Origin of the sequence: Kitasatospora sp. NPDC001603 (assembly GCF_040298365.1) — a bacterium.
Lineage (GTDB): Bacteria > Actinomycetota > Actinomycetes > Streptomycetales > Streptomycetaceae > Kitasatospora.
This window is the reverse complement of sequence record NZ_JBEPAA010000019.1, coordinates 57,146-81,860: the sequence shown is the minus strand read 5'-3', so window position 1 is coordinate 81,860 and position 24,715 is coordinate 57,146. Positions and strand designations below refer to the sequence as shown.

Here is a 24,715-nt window from a genome sequence, read left to right as displayed (position 1 = left end):
CACCCACCGCTTGTTCGACCACCGCGCGTCCGACCGCTCCGCCGGAGCGCGGTGAGCACCGCCGTCGTGCTCGGCGGCGGACTCGCCGGACTCCTGGCCGCCGCGGCCCTCGAACCGCACGCCCGCCGCGTCACCGTCGTCGAGCAGGACACCCTCCCCGACGGGCCGTACCCGCGCCGGGGGTTACCGCAGGGCGACTTCAGCCACATCCTGCTCGGTGGCGGAGCCGACGCCTTGGACGCGCTGCTGCCGGGAACCGTCGACGCGCTGCTGGCCGCCGGAGCGCACCGCCGGCCGATGCCCTCCGGCATGCTGATGCGCCTCGGCCCGGGCTGGCTCCAGGCCTTCGAGTCGACCGCCTATCTGATCGCCTGCAGCCGGCACCTGCTCGACCACATCGTCCGGCAGCGGCTGCGCGGCCGGGCCGCCGTCACGATCCGCGAGGGCACCTCCGTCCTCGGCCTGACGGGCGACGCGGCCCAGGTCCGCGGGGCGCTGGTGCGGAACCCGGACGGATCGCGCGAGACCCTCCCGGCCGACCTGGTCGTGGACGCGACCGGCCGCCGCTCCCAGGCCCCGCGCTGGCTGCGCGCACTCGGCTCGGCAGGTCCGCGGGAGGTCACCGTGGACGCCGGACTCGCCTATGCCGCCCGCCTGTTCGACGCGCCGCGCGGCAACCAGGGCTTCCCCGTCGTCAGCATCGTCCCCGTCCCCGGCCGGCGGACCCCCGGGCGCGGCGCCACCGTCGTCCCCATCGAGAACGACCGCTGGATCATCACCCTCTCCGGCACCCGGGCCGGCGAACCCTCCCGCACCGAGGCCGAGTTCCACACCTTCCTCAAGGGCCTCACCCACCCGGTCGTGCACGACCTGGCCCGCGCCGCCCGCCCCGTCGGCCCGATCCGCACGTGTCGCGGCACGCTGAACCGCCGCCGCTGCTACGAGAGCGGGACGCCCGCGGGGTTCGCCGCGACGGGCGACGCACTGGCCGCCCTCAACCCGGTCTACGGCCACGGCATGGCCGTCGCCGCGCAGTGCGCCGTCGCCATCCGGACCACCCTCGACGCCGAAGGGCTCCACCCGCACGTCAGCGCGACCGTGCAGCGGCGGATCGCCCGCGCCGTCGACACCCCGTGGAAGATGGCCGAGGAGCAGGACCGGGGCTTCCCCGGCGCACGGTCGAACGAACCCCCCGCCCAGCGGCCGACCGCGCGGCTCGGCCGCTGGTACACCGAGCGGCTGCTGCGCGCCGCCCTCACCGACCCGGCCGTCTCGGCGGCCTACTTCGACGTCTTCTCGCTCGCCGCCCCCGCCGGCCGGCTGACCTCGCCCGCGGTGGCCCTCGCCACGCTGCGGCCCCGCCGGACCGTCCCACCGACCCTCGGCGAGGCGATCGCCCGGTTCCCGCGGGTGGCCGAACTGACCGGCCCGTACTGACCGGCCCGTACTGACCGGCCCGTACCGACCGACCTGTTCTGACCGGCCCGTACCGACCGCCCGGCCCCGGTCGCCGACGGCCCCGCCGACGGTCGGCCGGCGGCGCCGGGAAGCGCGCTCGGGGGGTACGCGCTCCCCGGCATGAGGCGGCGGGGCCACCCGGCCGGCTGGTCCGAAGGCCCGGACCACGGCTGCCGTGACCGGAATGCTAGACCTGAGCCGGCGCCGTGACCAGAACTCCGACCAGCCAACTTCCCGCCCAGGACATGCCATTCGGACCGCCCCGGCAGGCCCGCCCGGCCCCTGCTGTCACTCCGACCACCACGGCAGGCCCGCCGCCCAGCGCGCGACCCAGCCCCCGAAGCCCGGCTCCCCCGCCGACCCGCCGTCCGGGGCGCCGTAGGGGACGGCGCCCTCACCCGTGATCAGCCAGATCTCGCCGCGCCGGGGGCCGGAGACCACCAGGTGCCAGTACATCCCGCAGCCGTCGGTGCCCAGCACGATCGAGCCGTGGTGGAAGACCCGCTCCAGGAGCGCCTCGACCTCCTCCTCGGGCCGTGGATCGTCGTCCCACAGCCAGGCGGCCGACAGCGGGAACGGCTCGGCGAGGACCTGCCCGGGACGGCTGGCGCCCCAGTCGGCCGGGAGCGCGGCGGCCGGTATCAGCCCGTGGTGCGGCGGGCCGTCCGAAAAGCCGTCACAGATCTCGGCCACGAACGTCCGGTACGGCTCGGGCAGCACGATGCCGTGCTCGGCCTCGAAGGCGCGCACCCCGCCGCGGCCGAGTGGTGGTGTCCGCACGGCCGACCCGGCCCGGTCGGCACCGAACACGGCGCGCAGCAGGCCGAGGTCGGCGGCCGAGGCGTGTTCCGTCATGCCGTCAGGAGTACCAGAGGGGTACGACAACCGCGGCCTCCGCACGAAGGGCACGGGCCCAGGGCAGTTCACGGCGGCTCAGGGCAGTTCACGGTGGCTCAGGGCTGCTCAGGCCGCGACGCCCAGGTGTCCCACGCCGTAGGAGTGGACACCCTGCGCGTGCATGGCGGCGAGGGAGGCCGCCAGGCGGTCCGGGTCACCCGCCAACCAGAGCCGCAGCCCGGCCGCCAGCGCCGCACTGGCGGGGCCGACCGGCAGCCCGGCGGCCCGGGTGACCCGCTCACCGACCAGCGGGAGCAGGTCCGCGACCGGCAGGGGCAGCCAGAGGGTGACGGCGCAGGGCGCGGGCCGGGCGAGAACGCGCAACAGCCCCGGCACGCCCGCGTCGTCGTGCAGGGCGGGGATGACGTCCAGCAGGCCGTCCACCGCGACCTCCGACACGTCACCGCGGTGGCCGCGGGCCAGTGCGCGCAGCAGGGCCCGCTCGGCCGCGGAGATCCGGACGGTCAACATGACTTCTTCGCAGTCCATGGTCCCAGTTCCCGTCTTGCGCTAGGGGTGTGCCGGTCGGTCGGGTGCTCGTCTGCTCGTCACTCGTTCGGGGCGGGCCGTCTTGCGTCCTGCGTCCTGCGTCCTGCGTGCTGCGTCCCGCCTCCCGCGTCCTGCGGTACCGGACCGGCCGGGGCCGCCCCGGGCGACCGGTGCCGTCCGATACCTGCCCCTCAGCAGGCCCGCGCTACCGCCGTGATCAAGCCGTAGTGGCCGTCGTAGCGGCGGTAGAGCACCCGGCCCCGCGCATCGCCGGGATCGGTGTGGAAGACGAACGGCCGACCGGTGAGCCAGAGCCGGCGGGCCGCCTCGGCCAGGTCCGACGTGGGCGCGGGACGCGGGCTTTCGGTCGTGAGGAGCCCGGAGCCGCCGGCGCGCGCGCCGGCGTGGGCGCGCACCACCCGGAGGCCGCCGCTCACCGCACCGCGGTGGACGATGGCGTCCTGGCCGGTGAGCGCGTCGACGAAGAGGTGGAAGCGGTGGTCCAGGGCCAGCATCGCGCGGGCGGCCTCGTCGGGGGTGCAGCGGGCCGGCGTGACCGATTTCCGCCGGACGAGCTGCCGTTCGGACAGCGGGCGCGGCGCGTACTGCGGCCGGTAGGCGCTCTCGTACACCGCGGCGAGTCCGATCTCCCCCTGCTCGCGCAGCCGCGTGGCGCGCCCGGCCAGCGTGCCGAGCGCGACGTCCACCGCCTCGGTCCCGGCCGCGGCGGCCAGTTGCACCCGGACCGGGCCGACACCGTCCAGCTCGACCGCGGCCTGCGCCACGACCGGCCGGGTGAGCGAGCGGTGGCGCAGCCGGGTGAGCCGGATCCGGACCGCGTGCGCGCCCGGCCCGAGGGCCGTGCCCAGCCCCAGTGCCCGCGCCCGCGCGTACTCGGCATCCGCGCGCGGCAGTTCGCCGCGGATCTCCACCCGCAGGTCGGGGGCCGGCGGGTGGTGCGGACGGGTCATCAGGTCCTCCTCGGTCCGGGACCATGCTGGACCGCCCGGGGCCCTCCCGCCGAGGGCCGAAAGACCTGGTCTGTGCGGCGGCCCGGGACCACCCGGCCCGGGCCGGACGACCGGGCCTGGCCGCACCGGACCACACCGGACCGCACCGGACCGGCCGCACGGGCCTCCGGGCGTCCCCGTCACGCGCCTCCGCCGTGCCCCCGGCAGCCGGGGCGCCGCTCGCGGGCCGCACGCCGCGCGCTCCACCGATGGGGTGATCCACCGGAGTACGGCGCAACGCCCGCCGGACCGGCGCGTTTCCCATGTCGTGCGCCCTCTGGCAGTGGTGCGCGCGGGGTCCGCTCCGCGGAGCCCCCGGTTTCCCCCCCGGTCGCGGCGACGACACCGGCGGTGCCGCCGCGACGGTTCATCTGGTGAGAGGTAATGTCATGGTCCTGACGACTGAGACCCGGAGATCGACCGTTCCCCCCAGAAGCACCCCACGGAGAACCCCCGCGGCCCCTCCCCCGCTCGCGCCGGGCGCGCTGCCCGGCCTCGGCCACGCCCCCGCCCTGCTGCGCGACCCGCTCGGCTTCCTCGGCTCGCTCGCCCGCCACGGCGGCGTGGTGCGGATCCGGCTCGGCCCGCGCACCGTCTGCGTCGTCACCGACGCCGGCCTGGTCCACACCCTGCTGGTCGCGCGCGCGTACGACTGCCCGCGCGGCGCCGTCCAGGACACCCTCAGGACGGCGTTCGGCGACGGCCTGCTGATGTCCGAGGGCCAGGCGCACCGCGACCGCCGCCGGACCGTCCAGCCCGCCTTCGGCCCGGAGCGGACGGCCGAGTACCTCGCGGTGATGCACCGGGTCGCCGAGGAGCGGGCCGGGAGCTGGCGGGAGGGCCAGGTCCTCGACGTCGCGAAGGAGATGAACCACCTCGCGCTGGAGATCGTCACCAGCACGCTGTTCGACGCCCGGCTGAGCGAGGACGCCACGCTCGCCTTCCACCGGGCGCTGCCCGACATGGTGAAGGGCCAGATCGTCCAGTCGCTGTACCCGCACCCGGCGTTCGCCCGGCTGCCGCTGCCGGTCAACCGGCGGTTCGACGCCGCCGTCCGGGTGCTGAACAAGGTCGTCGACCAGGCCGTCGACGGCAGTACCCGGCCCGGCGGCGCGCCGGCGGGCGGCTGCCCGGTCGGCGGTTCCGCGGGCGGCGGTTCCGCGGGCGGCGGGCGGCCCTCCGGCCCGGCGGACCGCACCCTCCCCGCGCTGCTGCGCGCGGCCACCGACCCCGCCACCGGCCGGCCGCTCACCGAGGCCGACGTCCGGTCGGAGGCGATCACCATGTTCGGCGCGGGCACCGAGACCGTCTCCACCACGCTCACCTGGCTGCTCGACGAACTGCTGCGCCACCCCGGGGTGGAGGCCCGCGTGCTGGCCGAGCTGGACGAACACCTCCCGGCGGGCACCGTCCCGACCCCCGAGGCGCTCGCCCGGCTCGGCTATACCCGCAGCGTCATCCAGGAGGTGGTCCGGCTGCACGCGCCGAACGCCTTCCTGATGCGGACGGCGACCGTCCCGGTCGAGCTCGGCCCGTACCGGATCCCGGCCGGCACCGAGCTGCTGTACAGCCTCACCGCGCTGCACCGCGACCCGCACCTCTACCCGGAGCCGCTGCGCTTCCACCCCGGCCGCTGGCGCGAGGGCGGCGCGGCCGCGACCGCCGGGCGGCAGGCGTTCCTGCCGTTCGGCGCGGGCAAGCACAAGTGCATCGGCGAGGCGTTCGCCTGGGCGGAGCTGACCGTGGCCGCCGCCGCGATCCTGCGCCGCTGGCGGCCGACGGCGGTGGCCGGATCCCGGGCCCGCGAGGTGGTCTGGACGACCGTCCAGGCCCAGGACCTGCGCGTCCGCCTCGCCCCGCGCACCGCCCCCACCCCGGACCGACCGGCCGGCCGGCCCGACGACCGGGCGCCGCACGAGGTGCCGCCCCGCCCCGCCGCGGTCGCCGCCCGGGCCGCGCTCGGCCCCCGGCCGGCTCCGCCCGCCTACCCCGCCGCCCGGCCGCCCGCCCCCGGAGGCCCGCGCCGGCCCGCCGAACTGCGCGCCTCCACCGCCCGGCACGCCGACTGGGTGGTCGGCCACGGCCTGCTCACCCCGGCCGACCTGCCGCGCTACCAGGCCTACGCGCTCCCCGAGCTGATCGGCCACGCCTACCCCCGGGCCCGCGGCGCCGAACTCGACCTGCTCGTCGACGTCCTGGGCTGGTTCACCATCCTCGACGACCGCTTCGACGGTGCTCCCGGCCGCCACCCCGACCGGGCCCGCGCCCTCGTCGATCCGCTGCTCGCCGTCCTCACCGGCCCCGACCGCGCGACCGCGCCCGCCGGACCGGCCCCCGGCGACGACCGGCTCCTGGGCGCCTGGCGGGAGCTGTGGCTGCGGCAGAACGAGGGCATGTCACCGGCCTGGCGCGCGCGCGGCGCCACCGAGTGGCGGTCCTGCCTGGACACCTTCATCGCCGAGGCGGTGCACCGGTCGCGGGGCACCTCCCCCGGCCTCCCCGAGACGATGCGGCTGCGCCGCCACGCCAGCTGCCTCTACCCGTTCATGAACATACTGGAGCGCGTCCACGGCGCCGACGCGCCCGCCGGGCTGCACGCCGATCCCGAACTGCACCGGCTGCGCGCCCACACGGCCGACGCCGCGACGCTGATCAACGACCTCTACTCGCTGGAGCGGGAGGAGCGCCAGCCGGCCGCCGCCTTCAACACCGTGCTGACCCTGCAGCGGGTCCGCGGCTGCACCCGCCGCCGGGCGGAGCTGTCGGTGCGCGCCCGGATCGCGCGGCTGCGGGAGGAGAGCCGGACGCTGCGCCGCCGGCTGCGGCGCCGCCACCCCGCCGGGCACTGGTACCTCGACGGCAGCCGGGAGTTGGTCGACGGCGTCTACGCGTGGACCAGCACCAGTCGCCGCTACCTCAGTGACGGTCGCCGAGGGTGAACAGCAGGAGCACGAACCCGGCGAAGAGGTGGGTGGCGAAGATGTAGATGCCCGCGCGGATCAGCATCGCCCTGCGCCTGCTCTTCTCGTCGCTGGTGCCGCTGGCCATGGCCGGGTTCTCCTTCGGTCGGGGGCCGGGTGCGCGATCGGACGGCCGGGTGGCGGCGTCGGGCCGGACGGCCGTCATCCGCTCGTCACCCGCTCGGCGCGGGGGCCCGGCGCCCCGGCGGCGTCCGGCCCCCGGAGCTCCGTGAGCAGCGCGCCCTGGTCGGTGATCAGGTCGGTGAGGATCCGCCGGGCGGCCCGCAGGAGTTCGGCGACGTCCGGCGTGCTCAGCGCGTACACCACGGTGTTGCCCTCACGGGTGGCCGTGACCAGCCGGGTGCGGCGCAGCACGGCGAGCTGCTGGGAGAGGTTGGACGGCTCGATCCCGATCTCGGCCAGCAGTTCGCGCACCGGCCGCGGCCCGTCCTGGAGCAGCTCCAGGACCCGGATCCGGACGGGGTGCCCGAGGGTGCGGAAGAACTCCGCCTTGGCCTGGTACAGCGGGACCGCCATCGTCCGCTCGCTCCCTGCTGCTCGGTGGTGCCGGTGTGCACGCCCGCGCCGGCGGGGCCGTGCCCCGGCCGCCACGACCGGGAAGCATCATCCTGGCAGATGAAGATTTCTTCAAGTCATCATCATCCGGAGCCCGAGCACCCCGGGGATCGCGCCGGGCCGAGCCCGGGGCGCCCCCGGGAAACGCGGTGGCCGGGCCCGGGGGTTCGCACCACCCCCGGGCCCGGCCGCCGCGCACGCGTCGCCTAGCAGGCCACGACCACGTTCACGGTCACCGGAGCCGGGTTCCACGGGAAGGACGCCACGCCGAAGCTGCCGTGGACGGTGGACCCGCAGGGCACCGTGCCGCCGACGCCACGGACCTGCACCGTGCTGGCGGTGAACAGCGTGCGCCCGTTCGACGAGCCGAGCGAGGCACCGCCCACGACCTCACCGGACAGCGTGGTCAGCAGCTCCTTGGTCTGCGGAGCGGGACCGCCCGGGGTCGGCGGACCGGCCAGCGAGACCTGTCCGTACAGCTGGACCTGGTCACCGGTCACCTCGACGCACACCTTGGTCGCCAGGCCGGCCTGCAGCCCGGAGGCACCGCAGGTGGTGACGGTGCCGGTGGCGGTCGTGGTGGCGGCACCGGCCTGGGCCGGAACAGCCAGCAGGGTCGCCGCACCGGCGACCCCGGCGGCGAGCAGAGCGATTCGGTTCATCGGATTCTCCGTCTTCTCAAACATCGACTCATTCACATGTGACATTTCACATGTGCCATGCCTCAACCCTGGCATGGGATTCGAACGCCTGAGTGGTGATCCACCCCGGAAAACCTGAACAGACCAGAAATCGACCTTCGATGGCGCGATCAGTGCCGCCCCGCCCGTCCCGACCATGACCGGCCGAGCCGCCCGGGGTCCCTGCGCACGGGACACCCGGTCGGCGGTGCGCCGCGTGCCCCGCCCGGTCCGGACGCGTTGGGCAGGCGTGAAGCCCTTCCGCACGACCTTCGCCGCCGTGCTCGCCGCCCTCGCCCTCGTCGCCGCCCGGCCGGTGCCCGCACCGCTGATGGGTGCGGAGGTGCGCCTGCTCCCCACCGGGGATCGCGTCCTGGCCCTGACCTTCAACGCCGCCTGGGACGAGACCGGTCTGGACACCGTGCTGAGCACCCTGCGGGAACGCGGGGCGCCGGCCACCTTCTTCCCCACCGGCCAGTACGCCGAGCGGCACCCGGACGCGGTCCGCGCGATGGCGGCCGCAGGGCACGGGCTCGGCAACCACTCGTACAGCCACCCACTGTTCACCGAGCTCGACGCCCGGCAGGCCGGGGCCGAGGTGCTGCGCGCCGACACGGCGATCCGCGAGGCCGCCGGGACGGACCCCCTGCCGTTCTTCCGCTTCCCCTACAGCGAGACGACGCCGCAGCGGATCGCCGACGTCAACGCGCTCGGCTTCGCCGACCTCGAGTTCACCACCGACACCAACGGCTACCTCGGCACCGCCGGCGGCATGACCACCGCCAAGGCCGTCGACCGCGCCCTCGCCGCCCTCGCCCCCGGCGCCATCCTCCAACTCCACGTCGGCGCGTCCGACGCGAGCGCCGAACGGCGCTGCCTGGACGCCGAGGCGCTCCCCCTGATCATCGACGCCGTCCGCGACCGCGGCTACCGCATCCTGGACCTGCGCACCCTCCTTGCCGGCTGAGCCGTCCTCCCCCGGCTCCCGCTCAGCCCCCGCCGACGGAGTCCCGGAGGGCGTCTATCCGCCGGACGGACTCCAGGAAGGCCGTCCGGTCCAGGCCGCCGGCATCGAGGGCGGTCGCGAGAGCGGTGGCGGCGGCCTCGCCCTGCTCGGCGTCGCGGGCGGAGCAGAGCAACAGGTCCATGCCCGCCCCGGCGGAGGCCAGGGCGCGGGCGCCGGTGTCGCCGTAGGGGGCGAGGGCCCCGGCCTCCAGGGCGTCGGTGACGGTGACGCCCCGGAAGCCCAGCCGGTCGCGGAGTTCGCCCTGGACCACGGCCGGGGAGAAGCCCGCCGGACGGTCGGGGTCGAGGGCGGGGTAGACCGCCCAGGAGGCCATCACCAGCCGGACCCCGGCGGCGATGGCGGCCCGGTACGGCTCCTCGCCCCGGGCCCGGAGGTCCGCGAGGGGGACGGGCAGGGTGACGGGGCCCTCGTCGGTGTCCAGACCCCCGGGGGCGGAGCCGAGGCCGGGGAAGTGCTTGGCGGTGGCGGCGACGCCGAGGTCCTGCTGGGCAGTGAGGAAGGCGCTCCCCAGCCGGGCCACATAAGCCGGGTCCTGGCCGTAGGAGCGCTCACGGTGGTCGATGAAGTTGTCCGGGGCGTCGTAGACGTCGAGGACGGGGGCGAGGTTGACGTTCAGGCCGGCGTCCGCGACCGTGCGGGCCGCCCCGGCTCCCGACCGGGCGGCCTCGCCGACGGGATCGGCCGACGCCCCGGTGCGGCGCGCGGAGAGTACGGGCGCGCCGGGCAGGCGGCGCACCTGACCGCCCTCCTGGTCGGTCAGCAGCAGGAGCGGGCGGGGGTCCGGCGCCTCGGCCGCGGCCTGCCGCAACTCGCCTACGGCTGACTTGAGTTGCTCCGGCGAGAGGACGTTCTCGCCGAACAGGATGACACCGGCCGCCCGGCCCTCGCGGATCGCCCGGAGCACGGTGGGCGACGGCGTCGGGCCGGGGTAGGAGTAGACGATCCGCCGGCCGGCGAGCTGCCGGGAGTCCAGGCCGGCTGTCCGGTCGGTGGGCGAGGGGGAGCCCGCGGTGCTGGGCGACGCGGCATCCGGACCGGTGGCCATCGACGAGGTCCTCTCCGCCGCGGACGGCGGTCGCTGCCCGCCCTGCGCCGAACAGGCCGGCACCAGGGCCGCCGCGGTCAGCAGCAGCACCGGGAGCACGGCACCGGCGGTCCGCGGCAGCGACGGCATCGGGCCTCCCCGGGACTGGGACGAGTGCGGACGGGTACGGGCGGACGGGTTCGAGCGGACCGGGCGAGGTGCCCGCCCGGTCCGCCACGCTACCGGGACGGCGGCCGACCGGCACGGCGGACGGCACCCGCCCTCCCCCGGCCCCGGGCGCCTCCACGGCCCGTCACCCCGGCCCGTCACCCCTGCCCGCGCAGCAGCCGGCCCAGGACGGCGATGCCCTCCTCGATCCCGCCCGGCGTGCCCGCCGCGTAGCCGAGGACGAGCCCGGGCGGGTGCGGCAGCCGGGCGTGCCAGGAGAGCGGCTGCACCTTGACGCCGTGCGCGAGCGCCGCGGTGGCGAGTTCGGCGTCCCCGCAGCCGAGCCCGGCCGGGAAGGTGACCGTCAGGTGCAGCCCGGCCGCGGCGCCGTGCACGACGGCCCCCGGCAGGTGCGCGCCGATCGCGGCGATCATCGCGTCCCGGCGGCGCCGGTGCCGGGGCCGCAGCAGGCGCAGGTGCCGCTCCAGCTCGCCGGAGTCCATCAGCCGGGCCAGCACCAGCTGGGGCAGCACGGGATTGCCGAGGTCGGCGAAGCGCTTGGCCGCGAGGGCGGCCTCGCGGTAGCGGGGCGGGACGAGCAGCCACCCCGTCCGCAGCGCGGGGGCGAGCAGCTTGGAGACGCTGCCCATGTAGCAGACCTGCTCGGGGAGGACCGCGCGCAGGGCGGGCACCGGCGGCCGGTCGTACCGGTGCTCGGCGTCGTAGTCGTCCTCGATCACCAGGCCGCCCTCACCGGCCCAGTGCAGCAGCTCGCGGCGGCGCCGGCCACCGAGCACCACGCCGGTCGGGAACTGGTGGGCGGGGGTGAGCAGCACGGCCGGGGCGCCGGTGGCGCGCAGTGCGTCGACCCGGATGCCCTCCGCGTCGACCGGGACGGGCGGGGTGGCACGGAGCCAGTGGCCGAGGTGCTGGCGGGTGCCGAGCGAGCCCGGGTCCTCGACGGCGACCTCGCTGATGCCCGCCCGGCCGAAGACCTGGCCGAGCAGGGCGAGGGCCTGGGCGGCGCCCGCGACGATCAGCACCTCGTCGGGGTCGGCGCCGATGCCGCGGTTGCGGGCCAGCCAGCGGGCGACGGCCCGGCGCAGCGCGGCGCTGCCCCGCGGGTCGCCGTAGCCGAACTCGTGGGCGGGGAGGGCGTCGAGGACGGCGCGTTCGGCCCGGAGCCAGGCGGCCCGGGGGAAGGCGGCGAGGTCGGGCACGCCGGGCGAGAGGTCGATCCGGGCGGGCGCGGCCCGCAGCGCGTCGAAGCTGGCGGGGACGGGGTCGGCCGCGAACAGGGCGGGCTCCGGCGCGGCCGGCACCGGGGTCACGAACGGCGGCGGTGGTACGGAGACGGCCGCGGCGAGGACGACCGTGCCGCCGCGCCCCCGACCGGCGAGCCGGCCCTCCTCGGTGAGGCGCCGGTACGCGTCGGTGACGACCCCCCGGGAGATCCGCAGCTCCGCCGCCAGCACCCGGGTCGCGGGCACGCGGCTGCCCGCCGGGAGCCGGCCGTCCGAGATCGCCTCGCGCAGGCGGTGGGCCAGCCAGTCGCCGAGGCCGCCGGGCGGCGCGTCGGCGGCGTCGAGCTGGAGGAAGTCCGCACCGGCGGTTATGGACCCCTGAGCGGGCGTCACTTTGGACCTGTTCACCGGGCCATTGTGCGGGCCAGGGTGGGGTCATGACCACGGAGACGACGGACACCGCAGCAGCCCCCACCGCCGGACCGGCGAGCACCCCGCTCCCGCACGACGACCTCCAGCCCCACGCGCACGCCCACGAGCGGGGCGGTGAACAGGCCGGCGAGCACTCCTACGTCCACGGCTACTCGCCCACCGAGGCGCTGCGGCTGGGCGACCAGGCGGACACCCTCGCCGAACTGCTGCACGCCGGTACGGCCTACCCGGCGGGCAGCCGGGTCCTGGAGGCGGGCTGCGGCGTCGGGGCGCAGACCGTGCACCTGCTGGCGTCCAGCCCGGGCGCGGAGCTGACGGCCGCCGACATCTCGGCCGACTCGCTCGCCCAGGCCCGCGCCCGGGTGGCGGCGCAGGCGCCCGGCGCGCAGGTGACCTGGCACCACGGGGATCTGCACGAACTGCCCTTCCCGGACGACTCGTTCGACCACCTCTTCGTCTGCTTCGTGCTGGAGCACCTGGCGGATCCGTCGGCCGCGCTGACCGCGCTGCGGCGGGTGCTGCGTCCCGGCGGCACCGTCACGGTGATCGAGGGGGACCACGGGTCGACGTTCTTCCACCCGGACAGCGCCGCCGCCCGGGCGACCGTGGACCACCTGGTCCGGCTCCAGGCCGACGCGGGCGGCGACGCGCTCCTCGGCCGCCGGCTGCACCCCGTCCTGGCGGCCGCGGGCTTCCGGGACATCGCCGTCCGCCCGCTCACCGTCTCGGTGGACGACAGCCGGCCGGCGCTGGTGGAGGGGTTCACCCGGCGGACCTTCGTCGCGATGGTCGAGTCCGTGCGCGCCGACGCCCTCGCCGCGGGGCTCAGCACCGCGGCCGCGTTCGACCGCGGCATCGCCGACCTGCGTCGCACGGCGGAGGAGGGCGGGACGTTCCACTACACCTTCTTCAAGGCGGTGGCCGTCAACCCCTGACCGTCCGGCTGCCGTTGCCGCCCGGGGCCGGTGGCGCCCCGGTCCCACCCCGTCCCGGTCCCGCCCCGGCCTCGGTTGTGCTACTCCGGGCTGTCCCCGAGGGAGGCGAGGAGGGTGCGCAGGGCGTCGATCAGCGCCTCGGTCTGCGGCTCGTCCAGGCCGGCCAGCAGCCGCCGTTCGGTGACCAGGTGGTCCGGGAGCGCCCGGTCGACCAGGGCGCGGCCCTCGGGGGTCAGTTCGACGTCCCGGCTCCGCCCGTCGGAGCCGCTGGGGGTGCGGGTGACCAGACCGCGGGCCTCCAGCCGGTCGAGCCGCTGGCTGATGGCACCGGAGGTGACCATCGCGGTCCGCATCAGGCCGGTCGGGGTGAGGCGGTAGGGCGGGCCGCTGCGGCGCAGGGTGGCGAGGACGTCGAAGGAGGGGGCGTCCAGGCCGTGGGTGGCGAAGTTCCGCTTGAGCTCGGCCTCCACCAGGTAGGTGAGTCGTTTCAGCCGGCCGATCACCTCCATCGGGGAGACGTCGAGGTCGGGACGCTCGGCGCCCCACTGCTTGACCAGCCGGTCCACATGATCTGCCACGCCCCCAGCCTAAACGATGCCTTAGCGGTGAGATACCTCACACGACCGAACGGCCGACGCCGACCCGAGATGCCTTAGCGATGAGATACATTGGCTTAGTGCTAAGGAATCGACGACTCGGAATCGTCCTGCTGACCGCGCTGGCCCCCGCCATCTGGGGTTCGACCTACCTCGTCACCACCGAACTGCTCCCGCCCGGCCGCCCGCTGCTCGCCGGGGTGATCCGCGCCCTGCCCGCCGGACTGCTGCTCATCGCCCTCACCCGCCGGCTCCCGAAGGGCAGTTGGTGGTGGCGCTCACTGGTCCTGGGCGCGCTCAACATCGGCGCGTTCTTCGCCCTGCTCTTCATCGCCGCCTACCGACTGCCGGGCGGGGTCGCGGCCACCGTCGGCGCCGTCCAGCCGCTGATCGCCGCCGGGCTCTCGGCCGGTCTGCTCGGTGACCGGCTCTCACTGCGCACCCTCCTCTCCGGCATCGCCGGGATCGCCGGCGTCAGCCTGCTGGTCCTGCGCGCCGGCGCACAGCTCGACGCCCTCGGGGTCGCGGCCGCGCTCGGCGGCGCGGTCGTGATGGCCACCGGCGTCGTCCTGTCCAAGCGCTGGACCTCACCGGCACCACTGCTCGCCACCACCGGATGGCAGCTCACCGCGGGCGGACTGCTGCTGCTGCCCGTCGCCCTCGTCGTCGAGGGCGCCCCGCCGTCCCACCTCACCGGCGACAACCTGCTCGGCTACGGCTACCTCGGCCTGATCGGCGCGGCCCTGTCGTACGCGCTCTGGCTCCGCGGCATCCGGGCGCTGCCCGCCACCTCGGTCACCTTCCTGGGACTGCTCAGCCCGGTGGTCGCCACCGCCCTCGGCTGGCTCGTCCTCGGACAGAACCTCACCCCCGTCCAGGGGCTCGGCGCGGTGATCGTGCTCGGCTCGCTGGTCGCCGCCCAGACCCAGCGGCCCCGCACCGCCGCGGCCCCGGCCGAGCCCGCCGACCCGGCGGCCCCGACCGGCCCGGAACCCGCGCCGCACGGTGAGCGGCCCGCGAACGAGTCCGCCGCCGCACGCGCCTGAACCGTCGTCAGGCACTCCCGCAGAACCCCTCACCCACGCCACCCCTCACCAACACCACCAGAGAACCGGAGCCATCCCATGCGCATCACCGTCTTCGGCGCGACCGGCAACGTCGGCAGCCGGGTGGTGACCGAGGCCCTCGCCCGGGGCCACGAGGTCACCGCCGTCCTCCGCGACCCGTCCCGGCCGCACGCCCTGCCGACCGCCGCCACGATCGCCACCGGCGACGCCCGCAACCCGGAGGACGTCGCCCGTCTCGCCGCCGGCCGGTCCGTGGTGATCAGCGCCACCCGCCCCGCCCCCGGCAGCGAGCCCGACCTGGCGCTCGCCACCAAGGGCCTGCTGGCCGGCCTGGCCGGGACGGACGTCCGCCTGCTCGTCGTCGGCGGCGCGGGCAGCCTGACGCTGCCCGGCGGCGACGGCGCCACCGTCATCGACGACCCCGACTTCCCGGCCGCCTGGCTCCCCATCGCCCTCGCCTGCGGCGAGCAGCTCGCCCTCTACCGCGCCGAGACCGAGGTCGACTGGGCCTACCTCAGCCCCGCCGCGCTGCTCGAACCGGGCCGGCGCACCGGCCACTACCGCCTCGGGCGCGACGAGCTGCTGGTCGACGAGGCCGGTGTCTCGGCGATCTCCATGGAGGACCTCGCCGTCGCCCTCCTCGACGAGGCCGCTCGGCCGGCCCACCACCGCACCCGCTTCACCGTCGCCTACTGAGCCCCGCCGTCACCGCCCCCGGGAGTGCCCGGTGCCCTCGGCACCGGGCACCCGCACGTCGCGGGCGGGTCGGTGGCGGGCGGCGGGGCGGCCGCGGGGGCGGGTCGGTGGCGGGGCCGGCCGCGGGGGCGTCCTACGCGTTCCGGATCGCCGTCACCAGACCGGCGACGAGATCCGCCCGCTCGGCCATCGACGCGACCTCCAGGTACTCGTGGTCCGCGTGGGCACCCCCGCCGACCGCTCCGAGTCCGTCGAGTGTCGGGATCCCCAGGGCGGCCGTGAAGTTGCCGTCGCTCCCGCCGCCGACCCTCATGCTCCCGACACCGGGCAGCAACCGCTCCGCCAGCGCGAAGAGTTCGGCCGACGCCGACGCGGGCATCGGCGGCCTGCCGACGCTCCCCCGCACCGTGATCCGCGCCCCGTCGAGATGCGGGGCGAGCGCCGCGAAGGCGGCCTCGATCCGCTCCTTCTCCCCGGCCGACTCGACCCGGACGTCGACGGTGACGGTCGCCCCGGCCGGCACGACGTTGTCCAGGGTGCCCGCCGAGGCCACGGTCGGGACCACGGTCGTGCCGACCTCCGGCCGGCCGAGCGCCGCGATGTCGAGCACCTGGTGCGCCGCCTCGACCAACGCGTTGACGCCCGCCTCCGGTTCGAGGCCCGCGTGCGAGGCCCGGCCCACGACGGAGACCTCGAACGTGCCGCAGCCCTTGCGGCCGGTCTTCAGCGCCCCGCCGTCGGCCGCCCCCTCGAAGACCAGCACGGCGCCGCAGGCCCGCGCACGTTCCTCGATGAGGGCCCGGGACGAGCCCGAGCCGACCTCCTCGTCGGCGGTCACCAGGATCTCCACGCCCGACAGGTCGTCGAGGGCCGCCAGCCCGTGCACGGCCTGGACCAGGCCGCCGAGCATGTCGAAGACCCCGGGACCGGTCGCGCGCCCGCCCTCGACCGCGAACGGGCGGCGCCGGAGGGTGCCCAACGGGAACACCGTGTCGTGGTGGCCGAGGATCAGGACCTTGGGCTCGCCGCCGCCCGACCAGTGGACGTGCGGCCCGGCGTCGGTCCCGACCAGCACCGCGCGGCCGCCGAGGCGGCTCTCGATCACACCCGCCACGGCCTCGGCCGAAGCCTTCAGCGCGTCGAGGTCACGTGACGGGGACTCGACCTCGACGAGTGTCCTGAGGTCCTTGAGCATCTCGTCGACGTTCACCGGTGCGGCCTTGTGCGTAGTCATGCCCGCCACGCTACTGAACCCGCCCGCCCCCTCGAACCGCCGTCCCGCCCCAGAGGCCCCCGAGCCCGACCCGTCGACCCGCCCGCCGCGCCCGGGGAACGCGTCCGGGCGCGATCAGCGGAGGGGAGGCACGAAGGCGTGGGCGAGGAGGGTCTCCGCGGCCGCGCGCGCGTGCCGGCCGTAGTCCGCCTCGTTCAACACCATGGCGCGACTGGCCGCGCCGTCCGCGAGGGTCACCAACTGCTCGGCGAGCGCGGCGGGCTCGGCGCACCCCAGCTCCGCCACGAGCGTGGTGACCAGCTGCGCCATCAGCAGTTTCCGTTCCCGGGCGTAGGCGTGGATCGGACTCAGGGGGTCGGGGAACTCCGCCGCGGCACCGATGAACGGGCAGCCCCGACCAGGGGCCGCCGCCGCCGCGGGTGGGTCGAACAGTCGAAGGATCCGCTCCCGGGGATCGAGGTCTCACGGGTGAGCACGCTCTCCAGCGTGTTCCCCGACCCCGCGAGCGCCCGCAGGTAGGCGATCACGAGGTCGCTCTTGGCCCGGAAGTGGGCGTAGAGGGTGCGCTTGGACACCGGCGCCGCTTCCGCGATCCGCTCCATGCCGGTCGCGGTGATCCCCTGGTCCGCGAACAGCCGACACCGTGCGCGGCGAACTCGGCGTCAGCGGAGGGAAGCTGCTCGTCGGGGTCTCGTTCGGCTACGCCGAAGCCGCCGCACCGGTGAACCGCGTCAGCACCGGACGCGTGGCACTGACGGCGACCACGACGTTCCACGACTAGGTGACCGGGACGACGGCGACGATCCGGCCGCCCGCCAGGAAGCACAGCCGCTCGGCCCGGGTCCGGTAGCCCCAGGCCCGCACCCGGTGGAAGCAGAGGTCGGCCGGTATCGGCGCCTCCCGCAGGTCCGCCACCAGGGCGTCCCCGGGGAGCGCGGCCGCCGCCGCGGCCCGCAGTGCGTCGCCGGCCGCGGCCCACTCCCGCGCCGGGGCCGAGAAGACCCAGGGCTCGCCCGTGTTGGGCAGGAAGTGGTGGAGGGCGGACCGCACCCGGCTCGCGAACCGGGCGCCGTCCACACCGCCGTCCGCCGTCGCCGCCCGGCGCGCCGCACCGCGGGCGGCCCGGGCGAGGACGAGCAGCAGGTGCGGCAGCGATTCGGCGAGCAGGGACACCTCCGGCCATTCGGCGAGCCGCTCCGCGTCCCCCGGGACGGAGACGACATGGCCCCACTCCCCCGTCTCCCGGTCGATCCGCACCTGCACGGAGACCGGGTCGCGGCCCCGGTCCAGCCAGGCCACCGGCCAGAACGAGCCCGGGCCGCCGACCATGTCCACCAGCGTCGGCGAGTGCCGGTCGGCCACCGCACCGGGGCGCAGTTCGACCGGCTCCAGACCGGCGATCCGGACGCCGGTGAGCTCCCGCAGCACGGCGCGCACCTCGCCGGGCAGCGGCACCGGCCAGTCGTCCAGCTCCGCCTCGGTGCAGCCCCCCTCCAGGACCACCAGGCCGGGCAGCTCCGCCGCCAGGGCGCGCAGTTCGGCCACCGCCCGCTCGGGAGCGTCGGCGGGGACGGCGGGCCGCTCGACCGGGCGGCCCAGGAAGTCCCCGCTGACCAGGCTCCGGACCAGCAGCGCCCGCCCGTCGCCGACCAGGGTGAACGAGACCTCGCTGCCGCTGGTGTCCGCGGTGGCGTGCGCGGTCGAGTAGTACGGCTCCCAGCCGAGCGTGCACGGGTAGCCGGGCAGTTCCCGCAGGTCGACGACGTCGGTCAGACTGTCGCCGGGGCCCGCCAGCCGGGCGAGCCCGGGATCGGCGGCCGCCGCCCGCAGCGAGGGCACGGCGAGCACCGTCGAGGCACCGGCCGGCTGCTGCCAGGCGTCCTCGCCCTCGGCCAGCCGGCCGGCGAACTCCGGCAGCCAGCCGACGAATCCGGGCGCCTCGACGACGCTCTCCTCGTCACCCCAGGGTTCGAGGCGCAGCACCGGGCCCCAGTCGGCACGCGCCGCCGCCCCGACACCGACCACCAGCTGCCCGCCCTCGTAGCCGGTCTCACCGACGACCAGGTAGCCCTCGCCCGGTGCCTCCCCGCCGACCGGACCGAAGGCGTAGGTGCCCCACTCCTCGCTCTCGACCCCGCCGACCTCGCGCAGCACCGCGCGGCAGGCCGCCGGCACGAAGACCGGCCAGGCGTCCATCTGTTCGTCCGTGAAGCCGCCCAGCAGCTCGATCCCACCGGACGGTTCCTGCGCCAGTGCGCGCAGCGCGGCCAGCGCCTCGCGGGCCCCGCCCACCCCGTCGTCCGTCGTCGTCATACCGCTACCGCCTGCCCCGTGCCCGTGCTGGTTCCGTTCCGATCACTGCGGACCGCAGCCTAACGACCCGCACCGACAATCGCTCCTCCGGGCGGCGCGACCCCGACACGCGACCGGCCGTCCCCCTCGCGCGCCCGCCGGTCGCCCGGCCGACGGCCCGTCAACAGTGCTGCCCGGGCGACCCGGAGGAGCCCTGCGCCCTCGGCGCCCCCGCCGTTCGGCGGGTGTCGTCCGCACCACCCCGAAAAGTGGTGCGTGCCGGATCGACCGCACCCGCTCCGGGCCCCGAGGATCAAGACGTGAACGAATCCGTACCCAGCACCCGCCGGCGCCGGGGGGCGCTCGCCACCGCGGTGGCCACGCTCCTCGCCGCCCTGTCCCTGCCCGTCACCGGGGCCGCCGCGGCCACCGGCACCCCGGTACCGCCCGTCCCCTCCCGCTACACCCAGCAGCGACTCGCCTGGCAGCCCTGTGCGGAGGCGCCCGAGCTGGAGTGCGCCACGATGGCCGTCCCGCGCGACTGGCACCACCCGAAGCGCGGTCCGGACCTCTCCGTCGCGGTGTCCCGGCACCGGGCGGACGACCCGGCGAAGCGGCGCGGCACCCTGCTGATGGCCGCCGGCGGCCCCGGCGGGGCGGGGCTGCTGCGGCCGGGCAGCTTCGTGCGCGCGGCGCCGGCCGTCGGAGCCGCGTACGACGTGGTGGGCTTCGACCAGCGCGGGGTGGGCCGGAGCACCCGGCCCGTCTGCCAGACACCGGAGGAGTTCCAGGACTTCTTCGCCGGGGACTTCCGCGACGACGACCCGGCCGCCCGCGCCCGCGTGATCGACGACTCCCGTCGCCTCGGCGCCGACTGCGCGCGGCGCAGCGGCGGTCTGCTGCCGTTCCTGACCACCGAGCAGACCGTCCGCGACCTCGACCTCTTCCGCGCCCTGCTCGGCGAGCGGCGGATCACCTACTACGGCCCGTCCTACGCGACCATGATCGGCGCGTACTACGCGACGCTCTTCCCGCGGCGGGTGGAGCGGATGGTGCTGGACAGCAACGTCGGCTTCGACGGCAGCTGGGAGCGGTTCCAGCTGGGGCAGCCGATGAGCTTCCAGCGCCGCTTCGAGGAGGACTTCCTGCCCTGGTTGGCGGCCCGGGACGACACGTACCACTACGGCGCCACCGTCGCCGAGGCCGGGGCCCACTGGGAGCGGCGGCGCGCGGCCCTGCACGACGGCCCGCTCGTCGACGGCGCCCTGACGGTCGGCCCCAACCAGCTGGACAACGGCACCGTCCAGGCCGTCTACCGGGCGAGCGACGGATTCCCCGCGCTGGCCACCGCCCTGACCGCACTGGACGACTGGCCGGGCGCGAGCCCGACCGCCCGGGAGACGGCGCGACAGGTCTTCGGCCAGTACCTGAGCCCCGGGTTCCTCGCCGAGTACTTCGCCGTGACCTGCAACGACACGCCCTGGACGGGTGATCTGGACACCTGGGTCGCGCGGGGCCGCGAACTCACCGCCCGTTGGCCGCTGGCGGGCGCCCGGACGCTGGCCTTCGCCGCCGTCTGCGCCACCTGGCCGGCGCCGACCGCCCCCCGGGTGCGGGTGACGGGGGCGGGCCTGCCGCCCACGCTGATGCTCAACTCGGTGCACGACCCGGCCACCTACTACGAGGCGGCCCGCTCGGCCCACCGGGCCTTGCGCGGCTCCCGGCTGGTGACGGTGACCGGCAGCGGCGACCACGGCCAGTACCCGGGGTCCAACGCCTGCGTCCGCGAGGTGGTCGAGTCCTACCTGCTCGACGGCCGCGTCCCCGCCCGTGATCTCAGCTGCCCCTGATCTCAGCTGCCCCTCCCCGCAGTCGGGTTGACCGGCGCCCAGGCGCCCCCCGGCGCCGGGTGCGGTCCGGCCGGACGGGTGGTGGCCCCGGCCTGCCGGGAGTACGGGGGTGGCCGCCGGGCCCGGTGGCCACCCCCGCATCCTCGGCGGATCGGAGCCGGCGGAGCTCAGGGGCGGTCGAGGGTGATGGAGTTGACCGGTCCCAGGTCGGCCCAGACGCCGTTCTGGGCGGCCATGTCGTAGTTGCAGTTGGTGCCGTTGTAACCGAGGCACAGGCGGGCGTGGGCGCCACCGGTCTGGTTGTTGAGGACCCAGTGCCAGCCCGTCTTGTTGCTCAGGTTGTGGGCTCCGTAGCTGTAGAAGACATCGGTCGGCGGGGTGGAGGTGGGGGCGCCCTCGCCGTAGATGCAGACCGCTCCGGACGGGCAGCCGTCCCAGCTGCCGGCGGCCCGGGCGCCGGTGGCACCCAGGGTGGTGACGGCGGCGGTCGCCAGGGCGAGCGCGGCGGCGGCGTGCAGGATCCTGCGCATGTGGTTCTCCCTCTGGGGTCGCGGGGCCGGCGGTGAGTGATCCGGCCACTGATCAGCAGCGTAGGAGCGGTGCGGCGGCCACGGTCCCTGACGGATGACAGGGTGTGGCGGGCGGCGGGGCGCGCGGAACGACACCCACCGAGCAGCCCCGGGAGCAGCCGGGCGGCCGATACGAGTACCGGTCGGCGTGAAGTCCGAACAGGGTCAGCGCGGGGTCGCGAAGGTGTCGCAGTCGCTCATCGAGCCCGTGCGGTAGCCGGCGGTGAACCAGGCCTGGCGCTGCGCCGAGGAGCCGTGCGTCCAGACCTCCGGGTCGATCCGGCCGGTCGCCTGCTGCTGGATCCGGTCGTCGCCGACGGCGGCCGCGGCGTCCAGACCCTGGGCGATGTCCTGGTCGGTGAGGGTGCTGATCAGTGGCCGGCCGGTGGAGGCCTGCGGGGTGGTGGTGGCGTGGTGCGCCCACACCCCCGCGTAGCAGTCCGCCTGGAGTTCGAGCTTCACCGAGGCGCTGTTCCGGCCCTGCCGGTCCCCGCCGACCCGCTGGGTCGTGCCGGTCAGGTTCTGGATGTGGTGCCCGTACTCATGGGCCACCACGTACGCCTCGGCGAAGGGGCCGCCGCGGGCGCCGAAGCGGGTGGAGAGCTCGTCGAAGAAGCCGAGGTCGAAGTAGGCCTGACGATCGCCCGGACAGTAGAACGGGCCGACGGCGGACGTCGCCGCGCCACAGGCGGTGGAGACGCGGTCGGTGAACAGGACGGTCTCGGCGGGGCGGTAGGGCGTGCCGTGCCGGGGCAGTTCGCCCCGCCAGTACTCCTGGAGGCTGTTGGTGACGGCGACGATCCGGCAGTCCTGACGGCGGTTCGCGTCCGCGCCGCTCCGGCAGACCTGCTGCACCTCGCCGGCGGTACTGGGGCGCGCGTCCGCACCGGGACCGCCTCCTTCGGAGAGACCGAGCAGGCTCGGGTCGACCCCGAAGAGCACCGCGACCAGCGCGATCAGCAGGCCCGCCGCGCCACCGCCGATGGCGACCCGGCCACCCGGGCGGCCGCGCCGGTCGTCCACCTGCGAGGTGTCGAGGTCCCCCTGCTCGTCGAACTGCATGTCCCTCCGTCCGTCGCACCCGCCGCGACCCGGGTGCGGCCGCCCGGCCACGGTAGCCCGCCGGGCCACCCCGGCCGGGGCAGGACGCGCAGGCCAGAACGGGTCTGCCGCACCCGGCCGCCGGGGTGATCCAGCTGAGCCGGCTCACCCACGTCGCCGGGCCCGGAACGCCCCGCCCGCACCGCGCCCCGCACCCCGGCGGGCCCCACCCTCGACCGTCTCGACCGCCGCGACCCCCTCCACCGGCGCCCCCGGCCGCGGACGTTCCGCACGCCGCCCCGCCGCACGCGGCCGCCCGAGCAGCACACCCACCAGCACCAGCAGCAACCCGCCCGCCTGGACCGGCCCCAGCTCCTCTCCCGCCACCGCCGTACCGAGCAGGACACCGGTCATCGGGTTGAGCAGGCCGACCAGGCCGACCGTCCCGGCCGGAAGGTGCCGCAGACCGGCGAACCACGCGACGAACGCCAGCGCCGTGGCCACCACGGCGACGTACCCGAACGCCAGCAGCTCCGCCAGGGCGGGCACCGGCGGCGCCCCCTCGGCGACCGCGGCCACCGGGAGCAGGACGAGCCCGCCCGCGATCAGCTGCCAGGAGGTCGAGGCCAGGACGTCCGCACCGTCGCGCCAGCGGCCGGCCAGGACGTACCCGAAGGAGGAGACCAGCATGGCGGCCATCGAGGCGGCCAGCCCGGCCGGGCTCACCGCACCCGCCCGGCCGAGCACCATCAGCCCGACCCCGCCCAGCCCCACCAGCGCGCCGACCAGGTGCGCGCGGGCCGGCCGCTCGGCCACCAGGGCCCAGGCGATCAGGATCATCGCCAGCGGGGAGGCCGCCATGACGGTCGAGGCGACGCTGGTGGCGAGCAGTTGCGAGGCGACGTAGAGCAGGACGAAGAAGACCCCTGTGTTGAGCAGTCCGAGCACCGCCGAGCGCCACCACCAGGCCCCGCGCGGCAGCCGCCGGCCGAGGGCGAGCAGGATCAGGCCGGCCGGCAGGGCCCGCAGGGCGGCGCCCCAGAGCGGGCGGTCCGCCGGGAGGAACTCGCGGGTGACGTAGTAGTTGGCACCCCAGGCGACCGGCGCGACGGCGGTCACCAGGATCCACCGAATATTCGCTTCCATGGAAGCAATATAGCTTCCGAGGAAGCTACCCGGCTAGGATGGCGCCATGGAACAGCAGCGCGACCCGCTCGGACCGCCGCCCGGAGCCCCGGACCACGTGGCCGCCATCCAGGCCGAATGGCGGCGGGAGCGGCCCGATCTCGACGTCTCGCCGCAGGCGGTGATCGGCCGGCTGCACCGCCTCGCCGCCCGCCTCACCGACGAGCTCGGCCTGGTGTACGCCCGCTACGGCCTCGGCGAGGGCGAGTTCGACGTGCTCGCCGCGCTGCGCCGCGCCGGCACCCCCTTCGAACGGGCCCCCGGTGAACTCGCCGCCCACACGATGGTCACCACCGGCGCCATGACGAAGCGGGTCGATCGCCTGGAGCGGGCCGGGCTGGTCACCCGCCGTCGCAGCGACGAGGACGGGCGCGGGCGCGTCGTCGCACTCACCCCGGCCGGCCGGCGATTGATCGACGAGGCGTTCACCGCCCACATGCGCAACGAGCACCGCCTGCTGGAGCTGCTCACTCCCCAGGAGGCCACCGCCCTGGAGGGCCTGCTGACCAGCTGGCAGTACCGCCTGGACCACCCCCCGAAGTCCACCGAGGCCTGACGAGGATCCGCCCGCCCTCCCCGGGAAGCCGCGACGGGCCAGAACTCCGACGGTCCAGGGCTCGGCAGCCGAGGAATCGGCAGCTCAGGGCCCGCCGGCTCCGGACGCCGGCGGCGTCAGACCGGCGTCAGACCGGCGTCCGCCAGGATCCGCGCCACGGTCTGCTCCAGGGTGCTGTCCTCGCCGATGACCTGCTCCGCACCACCGGGCAGCAGATCGCCCCCGACGTACCAGCCGGTCATCTCCTCGGAGCCGAACTCGGCGGCCTGCGGCCGCAGCGAGTGCCGGCGCAGAGTCTCCGCCAGGTCGACGTCGAGGTAGTACAGCAGGGTGCGGCCGCGGTGGTCCGCGGCCAGCCGCCCGAGCATCGGGCCGTACCGCGCGGCGGTCAGGATGCCTTCGACGACGACGTGGAAGCCGTGGTCGAGGGCGTAACGGGCGACGGTGTCGATCAGGCCGATCGAGGCGCAACCGTCCGTGTCCCGCTCCTGCAGCACGGTCCGGCGCAGGTTGTCCTGGCCGACCAGCGCGAGCTTCCCCCGCCCGCACCGGGCCCGCAGCTCGGCCGCGATGCTCGACTTGCCGGATCCGCTGTTGCCCCGCAGGACGATCAGCACGGTGTGCTCACTGCCTGTCATCCACCCCACGCTAGTGGACGCCGCCCGAGCCCGCCGGGCACCGCCGCGGTGCGGCGGCGGGCCGGCCCGGTGGAATGCGGGTGATCCCGCC

At 76.0% G+C, this 24,715-nt stretch carries 26 protein-coding genes; 9 read left to right on the top strand and 17 right to left on the bottom strand.

All coding sequences use genetic code 11. The features are described from left to right. Positions 1 to 51 precede the first annotated feature (51 nt). Complete coding sequence (locus ABT263_RS15170; RefSeq protein WP_352290933.1) at positions 52 to 1,437, top strand: NAD(P)/FAD-dependent oxidoreductase; 1,386 nt, start codon at positions 52 to 54, stop codon at positions 1,435 to 1,437. A gap of 309 nt (positions 1,438 to 1,746) precedes the next feature. Here ABT263_RS15170 and ABT263_RS15165 read toward each other — a convergent pair whose 3' ends face one another. From ABT263_RS15165 to ABT263_RS15155, 3 genes are all read right to left on the bottom strand, one after another. After that, on the bottom strand, positions 1,747 to 2,313 hold the full coding sequence (locus ABT263_RS15165; RefSeq protein ID WP_352290932.1) for an SMI1/KNR4 family protein: 567 nt from the start codon (positions 2,311 to 2,313) through the stop codon (positions 1,747 to 1,749). Between the two features lie 108 nt (positions 2,314 to 2,421). After that, positions 2,422 to 2,844 carry a hypothetical protein gene (locus tag ABT263_RS15160; protein ID WP_329491251.1) on the bottom strand — a complete coding sequence of 141 codons (423 nt, stop codon included), beginning with the start codon at positions 2,842 to 2,844 and terminating at the stop codon, positions 2,422 to 2,424. A gap of 191 nt (positions 2,845 to 3,035) precedes the next feature. Beyond that, the gene (locus tag ABT263_RS15155) at positions 3,036 to 3,815 is read right to left on the bottom strand and encodes a sigma 54 modulation/S30EA ribosomal C-terminal domain-containing protein (protein ID WP_352290931.1); all 780 of its coding nucleotides are present in this window, start codon (positions 3,813 to 3,815) and stop codon (positions 3,036 to 3,038) included. 428 nt (positions 3,816 to 4,243) lie between these two features. Here ABT263_RS15155 and ABT263_RS15150 point away from each other — a divergent pair, with 428 nt between their 5' ends. Beyond that, entirely contained in the window at positions 4,244 to 6,793 is a 2,550-nt protein-coding gene (locus tag ABT263_RS15150) for a cytochrome P450 (protein ID WP_352290930.1), read from the top strand. Here ABT263_RS15150 and ABT263_RS15145 read toward each other — a convergent pair. The 3 genes from ABT263_RS15145 to ABT263_RS15135 form a co-directional block, all read right to left on the bottom strand. After that, the gene (locus ABT263_RS15145) at positions 6,771 to 6,902 is read right to left on the bottom strand and encodes a DUF6126 family protein (protein WP_329491248.1); all 132 of its coding nucleotides are present in this window, start codon (positions 6,900 to 6,902) and stop codon (positions 6,771 to 6,773) included. The genes ABT263_RS15150 and ABT263_RS15145 overlap by 23 nt on opposite strands. A gap of 74 nt (positions 6,903 to 6,976) precedes the next feature. Then, positions 6,977 to 7,351 carry an ArsR/SmtB family transcription factor gene (locus tag ABT263_RS15140; protein ID WP_329491247.1) on the bottom strand — a complete coding sequence of 125 codons (375 nt, stop codon included), beginning with the start codon at positions 7,349 to 7,351 and terminating at the stop codon, positions 6,977 to 6,979. Positions 7,352 to 7,596: 245 nt separating this feature from the next. Continuing rightward, positions 7,597 to 8,052 carry a hypothetical protein gene (locus ABT263_RS15135; protein ID WP_352290929.1) on the bottom strand — a complete coding sequence of 152 codons (456 nt, stop codon included), beginning with the start codon at positions 8,050 to 8,052 and terminating at the stop codon, positions 7,597 to 7,599. A gap of 268 nt (positions 8,053 to 8,320) precedes the next feature. Between ABT263_RS15135 and ABT263_RS15130 the strand changes: the two genes are divergently transcribed. After that, on the top strand, positions 8,321 to 9,037 hold the full coding sequence (locus ABT263_RS15130) for a polysaccharide deacetylase family protein (RefSeq protein ID WP_352290928.1): 717 nt from the start codon (positions 8,321 to 8,323) through the stop codon (positions 9,035 to 9,037). 22 nt (positions 9,038 to 9,059) lie between these two features. Here ABT263_RS15130 and ABT263_RS15125 read toward each other — a convergent pair whose 3' ends face one another. Both ABT263_RS15125 and pdxR read right to left on the bottom strand, forming a co-directional pair. Next, positions 9,060 to 10,271, bottom strand: a complete 1,212-nt coding sequence (locus ABT263_RS15125; protein WP_352290927.1) for a glycoside hydrolase family 3 N-terminal domain-containing protein — start codon at positions 10,269 to 10,271, stop codon at positions 9,060 to 9,062. A 176-nt stretch (positions 10,272 to 10,447) separates the two neighbouring features. Further along, on the bottom strand, positions 10,448 to 11,941 hold the full coding sequence (gene pdxR / locus ABT263_RS15120; RefSeq protein WP_352290926.1) for a MocR-like pyridoxine biosynthesis transcription factor PdxR: 1,494 nt from the start codon (positions 11,939 to 11,941) through the stop codon (positions 10,448 to 10,450). 29 nt (positions 11,942 to 11,970) lie between these two features. Between pdxR and ABT263_RS15115 the strand changes: the two genes are divergently transcribed. Continuing rightward, positions 11,971 to 12,900: a methyltransferase domain-containing protein gene (locus ABT263_RS15115; RefSeq protein ID WP_352290925.1), complete on the top strand. Its 930-nt coding sequence runs from the start codon at positions 11,971 to 11,973 to the stop codon at positions 12,898 to 12,900. Positions 12,901 to 12,980: 80 nt separating this feature from the next. On the opposite strand, the gene ABT263_RS15110 is transcribed toward ABT263_RS15115, so the two are convergent. Next, positions 12,981 to 13,478 carry a MarR family winged helix-turn-helix transcriptional regulator gene (locus ABT263_RS15110; protein ID WP_352290924.1) on the bottom strand — a complete coding sequence of 166 codons (498 nt, stop codon included), beginning with the start codon at positions 13,476 to 13,478 and terminating at the stop codon, positions 12,981 to 12,983. A 98-nt stretch (positions 13,479 to 13,576) separates the two neighbouring features. Between ABT263_RS15110 and ABT263_RS15105 the strand changes: the two genes are divergently transcribed. Further along, a complete protein-coding gene (locus ABT263_RS15105; protein ID WP_352290923.1) occupies positions 13,577 to 14,542 on the top strand; it encodes an EamA family transporter in 966 nt (321 codons plus the stop codon). A gap of 78 nt (positions 14,543 to 14,620) precedes the next feature. Continuing rightward, positions 14,621 to 15,259, top strand: a complete 639-nt coding sequence (locus tag ABT263_RS15100; protein ID WP_352290922.1) for an NAD(P)-dependent oxidoreductase — start codon at positions 14,621 to 14,623, stop codon at positions 15,257 to 15,259. 133 nt (positions 15,260 to 15,392) lie between these two features. On the opposite strand, the gene ABT263_RS15095 is transcribed toward ABT263_RS15100, so the two are convergent. From ABT263_RS15095 to ABT263_RS15085, 3 genes are all read right to left on the bottom strand, one after another. Continuing rightward, the gene (locus ABT263_RS15095; protein WP_352290921.1) at positions 15,393 to 16,493 is read right to left on the bottom strand and encodes a M20 family metallopeptidase; all 1,101 of its coding nucleotides are present in this window, start codon (positions 16,491 to 16,493) and stop codon (positions 15,393 to 15,395) included. Between the two features lie 114 nt (positions 16,494 to 16,607). Next, positions 16,608 to 16,802 (bottom strand): hypothetical protein, encoded by a 195-nt coding sequence (locus tag ABT263_RS15090; RefSeq protein ID WP_352290920.1) that lies wholly within the window; start codon positions 16,800 to 16,802, stop codon positions 16,608 to 16,610. A gap of 38 nt (positions 16,803 to 16,840) precedes the next feature. Next, a complete protein-coding gene (locus tag ABT263_RS15085; RefSeq protein ID WP_352290919.1) occupies positions 16,841 to 17,095 on the bottom strand; it encodes a helix-turn-helix domain-containing protein in 255 nt (84 codons plus the stop codon). 41 nt (positions 17,096 to 17,136) lie between these two features. Here ABT263_RS15085 and ABT263_RS15080 point away from each other — a divergent pair, with 41 nt between their 5' ends. After that, complete coding sequence (locus tag ABT263_RS15080) at positions 17,137 to 17,274, top strand: nitroreductase family protein (protein WP_352290918.1); 138 nt, start codon at positions 17,137 to 17,139, stop codon at positions 17,272 to 17,274. On the opposite strand, the gene ABT263_RS15075 is transcribed toward ABT263_RS15080, so the two are convergent. Beyond that, positions 17,271 to 18,806, bottom strand: coding sequence for a hypothetical protein (locus ABT263_RS15075; RefSeq protein ID WP_352290917.1), 1,536 nt, complete (start codon positions 18,804 to 18,806; stop codon positions 17,271 to 17,273). The two genes, ABT263_RS15080 and ABT263_RS15075, sit on opposite strands and share 4 nt — an antisense overlap. Before the next feature lie 299 nt (positions 18,807 to 19,105). Here ABT263_RS15075 and ABT263_RS15070 point away from each other — a divergent pair, with 299 nt between their 5' ends. Beyond that, positions 19,106 to 20,635, top strand: a complete 1,530-nt coding sequence (locus tag ABT263_RS15070) for an alpha/beta hydrolase (RefSeq protein WP_352290916.1) — start codon at positions 19,106 to 19,108, stop codon at positions 20,633 to 20,635. Positions 20,636 to 20,802: 167 nt separating this feature from the next. Here ABT263_RS15070 and ABT263_RS15065 read toward each other — a convergent pair whose 3' ends face one another. The 3 genes from ABT263_RS15065 to ABT263_RS15055 form a co-directional block, all read right to left on the bottom strand. Continuing rightward, entirely contained in the window at positions 20,803 to 21,165 is a 363-nt protein-coding gene (locus ABT263_RS15065) for a hypothetical protein (RefSeq protein WP_352290915.1), read from the bottom strand. 204 nt (positions 21,166 to 21,369) lie between these two features. Then, complete coding sequence (gene ypfJ, locus ABT263_RS15060) at positions 21,370 to 22,266, bottom strand: KPN_02809 family neutral zinc metallopeptidase (protein ID WP_352290914.1); 897 nt, start codon at positions 22,264 to 22,266, stop codon at positions 21,370 to 21,372. Positions 22,267 to 22,410: 144 nt separating this feature from the next. Next, positions 22,411 to 23,391, bottom strand: coding sequence for an EamA family transporter (locus tag ABT263_RS15055; RefSeq protein ID WP_352290913.1), 981 nt, complete (start codon positions 23,389 to 23,391; stop codon positions 22,411 to 22,413). A 46-nt stretch (positions 23,392 to 23,437) separates the two neighbouring features. Between ABT263_RS15055 and ABT263_RS15050 the strand changes: the two genes are divergently transcribed. Continuing rightward, positions 23,438 to 23,986, top strand: coding sequence for a MarR family winged helix-turn-helix transcriptional regulator (locus ABT263_RS15050; RefSeq protein WP_352290912.1), 549 nt, complete (start codon positions 23,438 to 23,440; stop codon positions 23,984 to 23,986). A gap of 116 nt (positions 23,987 to 24,102) precedes the next feature. Here the strand turns inward: ABT263_RS15050 and ABT263_RS15045 are convergent, their stop codons facing one another. Further along, a complete protein-coding gene (locus ABT263_RS15045; protein WP_352290911.1) occupies positions 24,103 to 24,624 on the bottom strand; it encodes an AAA family ATPase in 522 nt (173 codons plus the stop codon). Between the last annotated feature and the right edge of the window lie 91 nt (positions 24,625 to 24,715).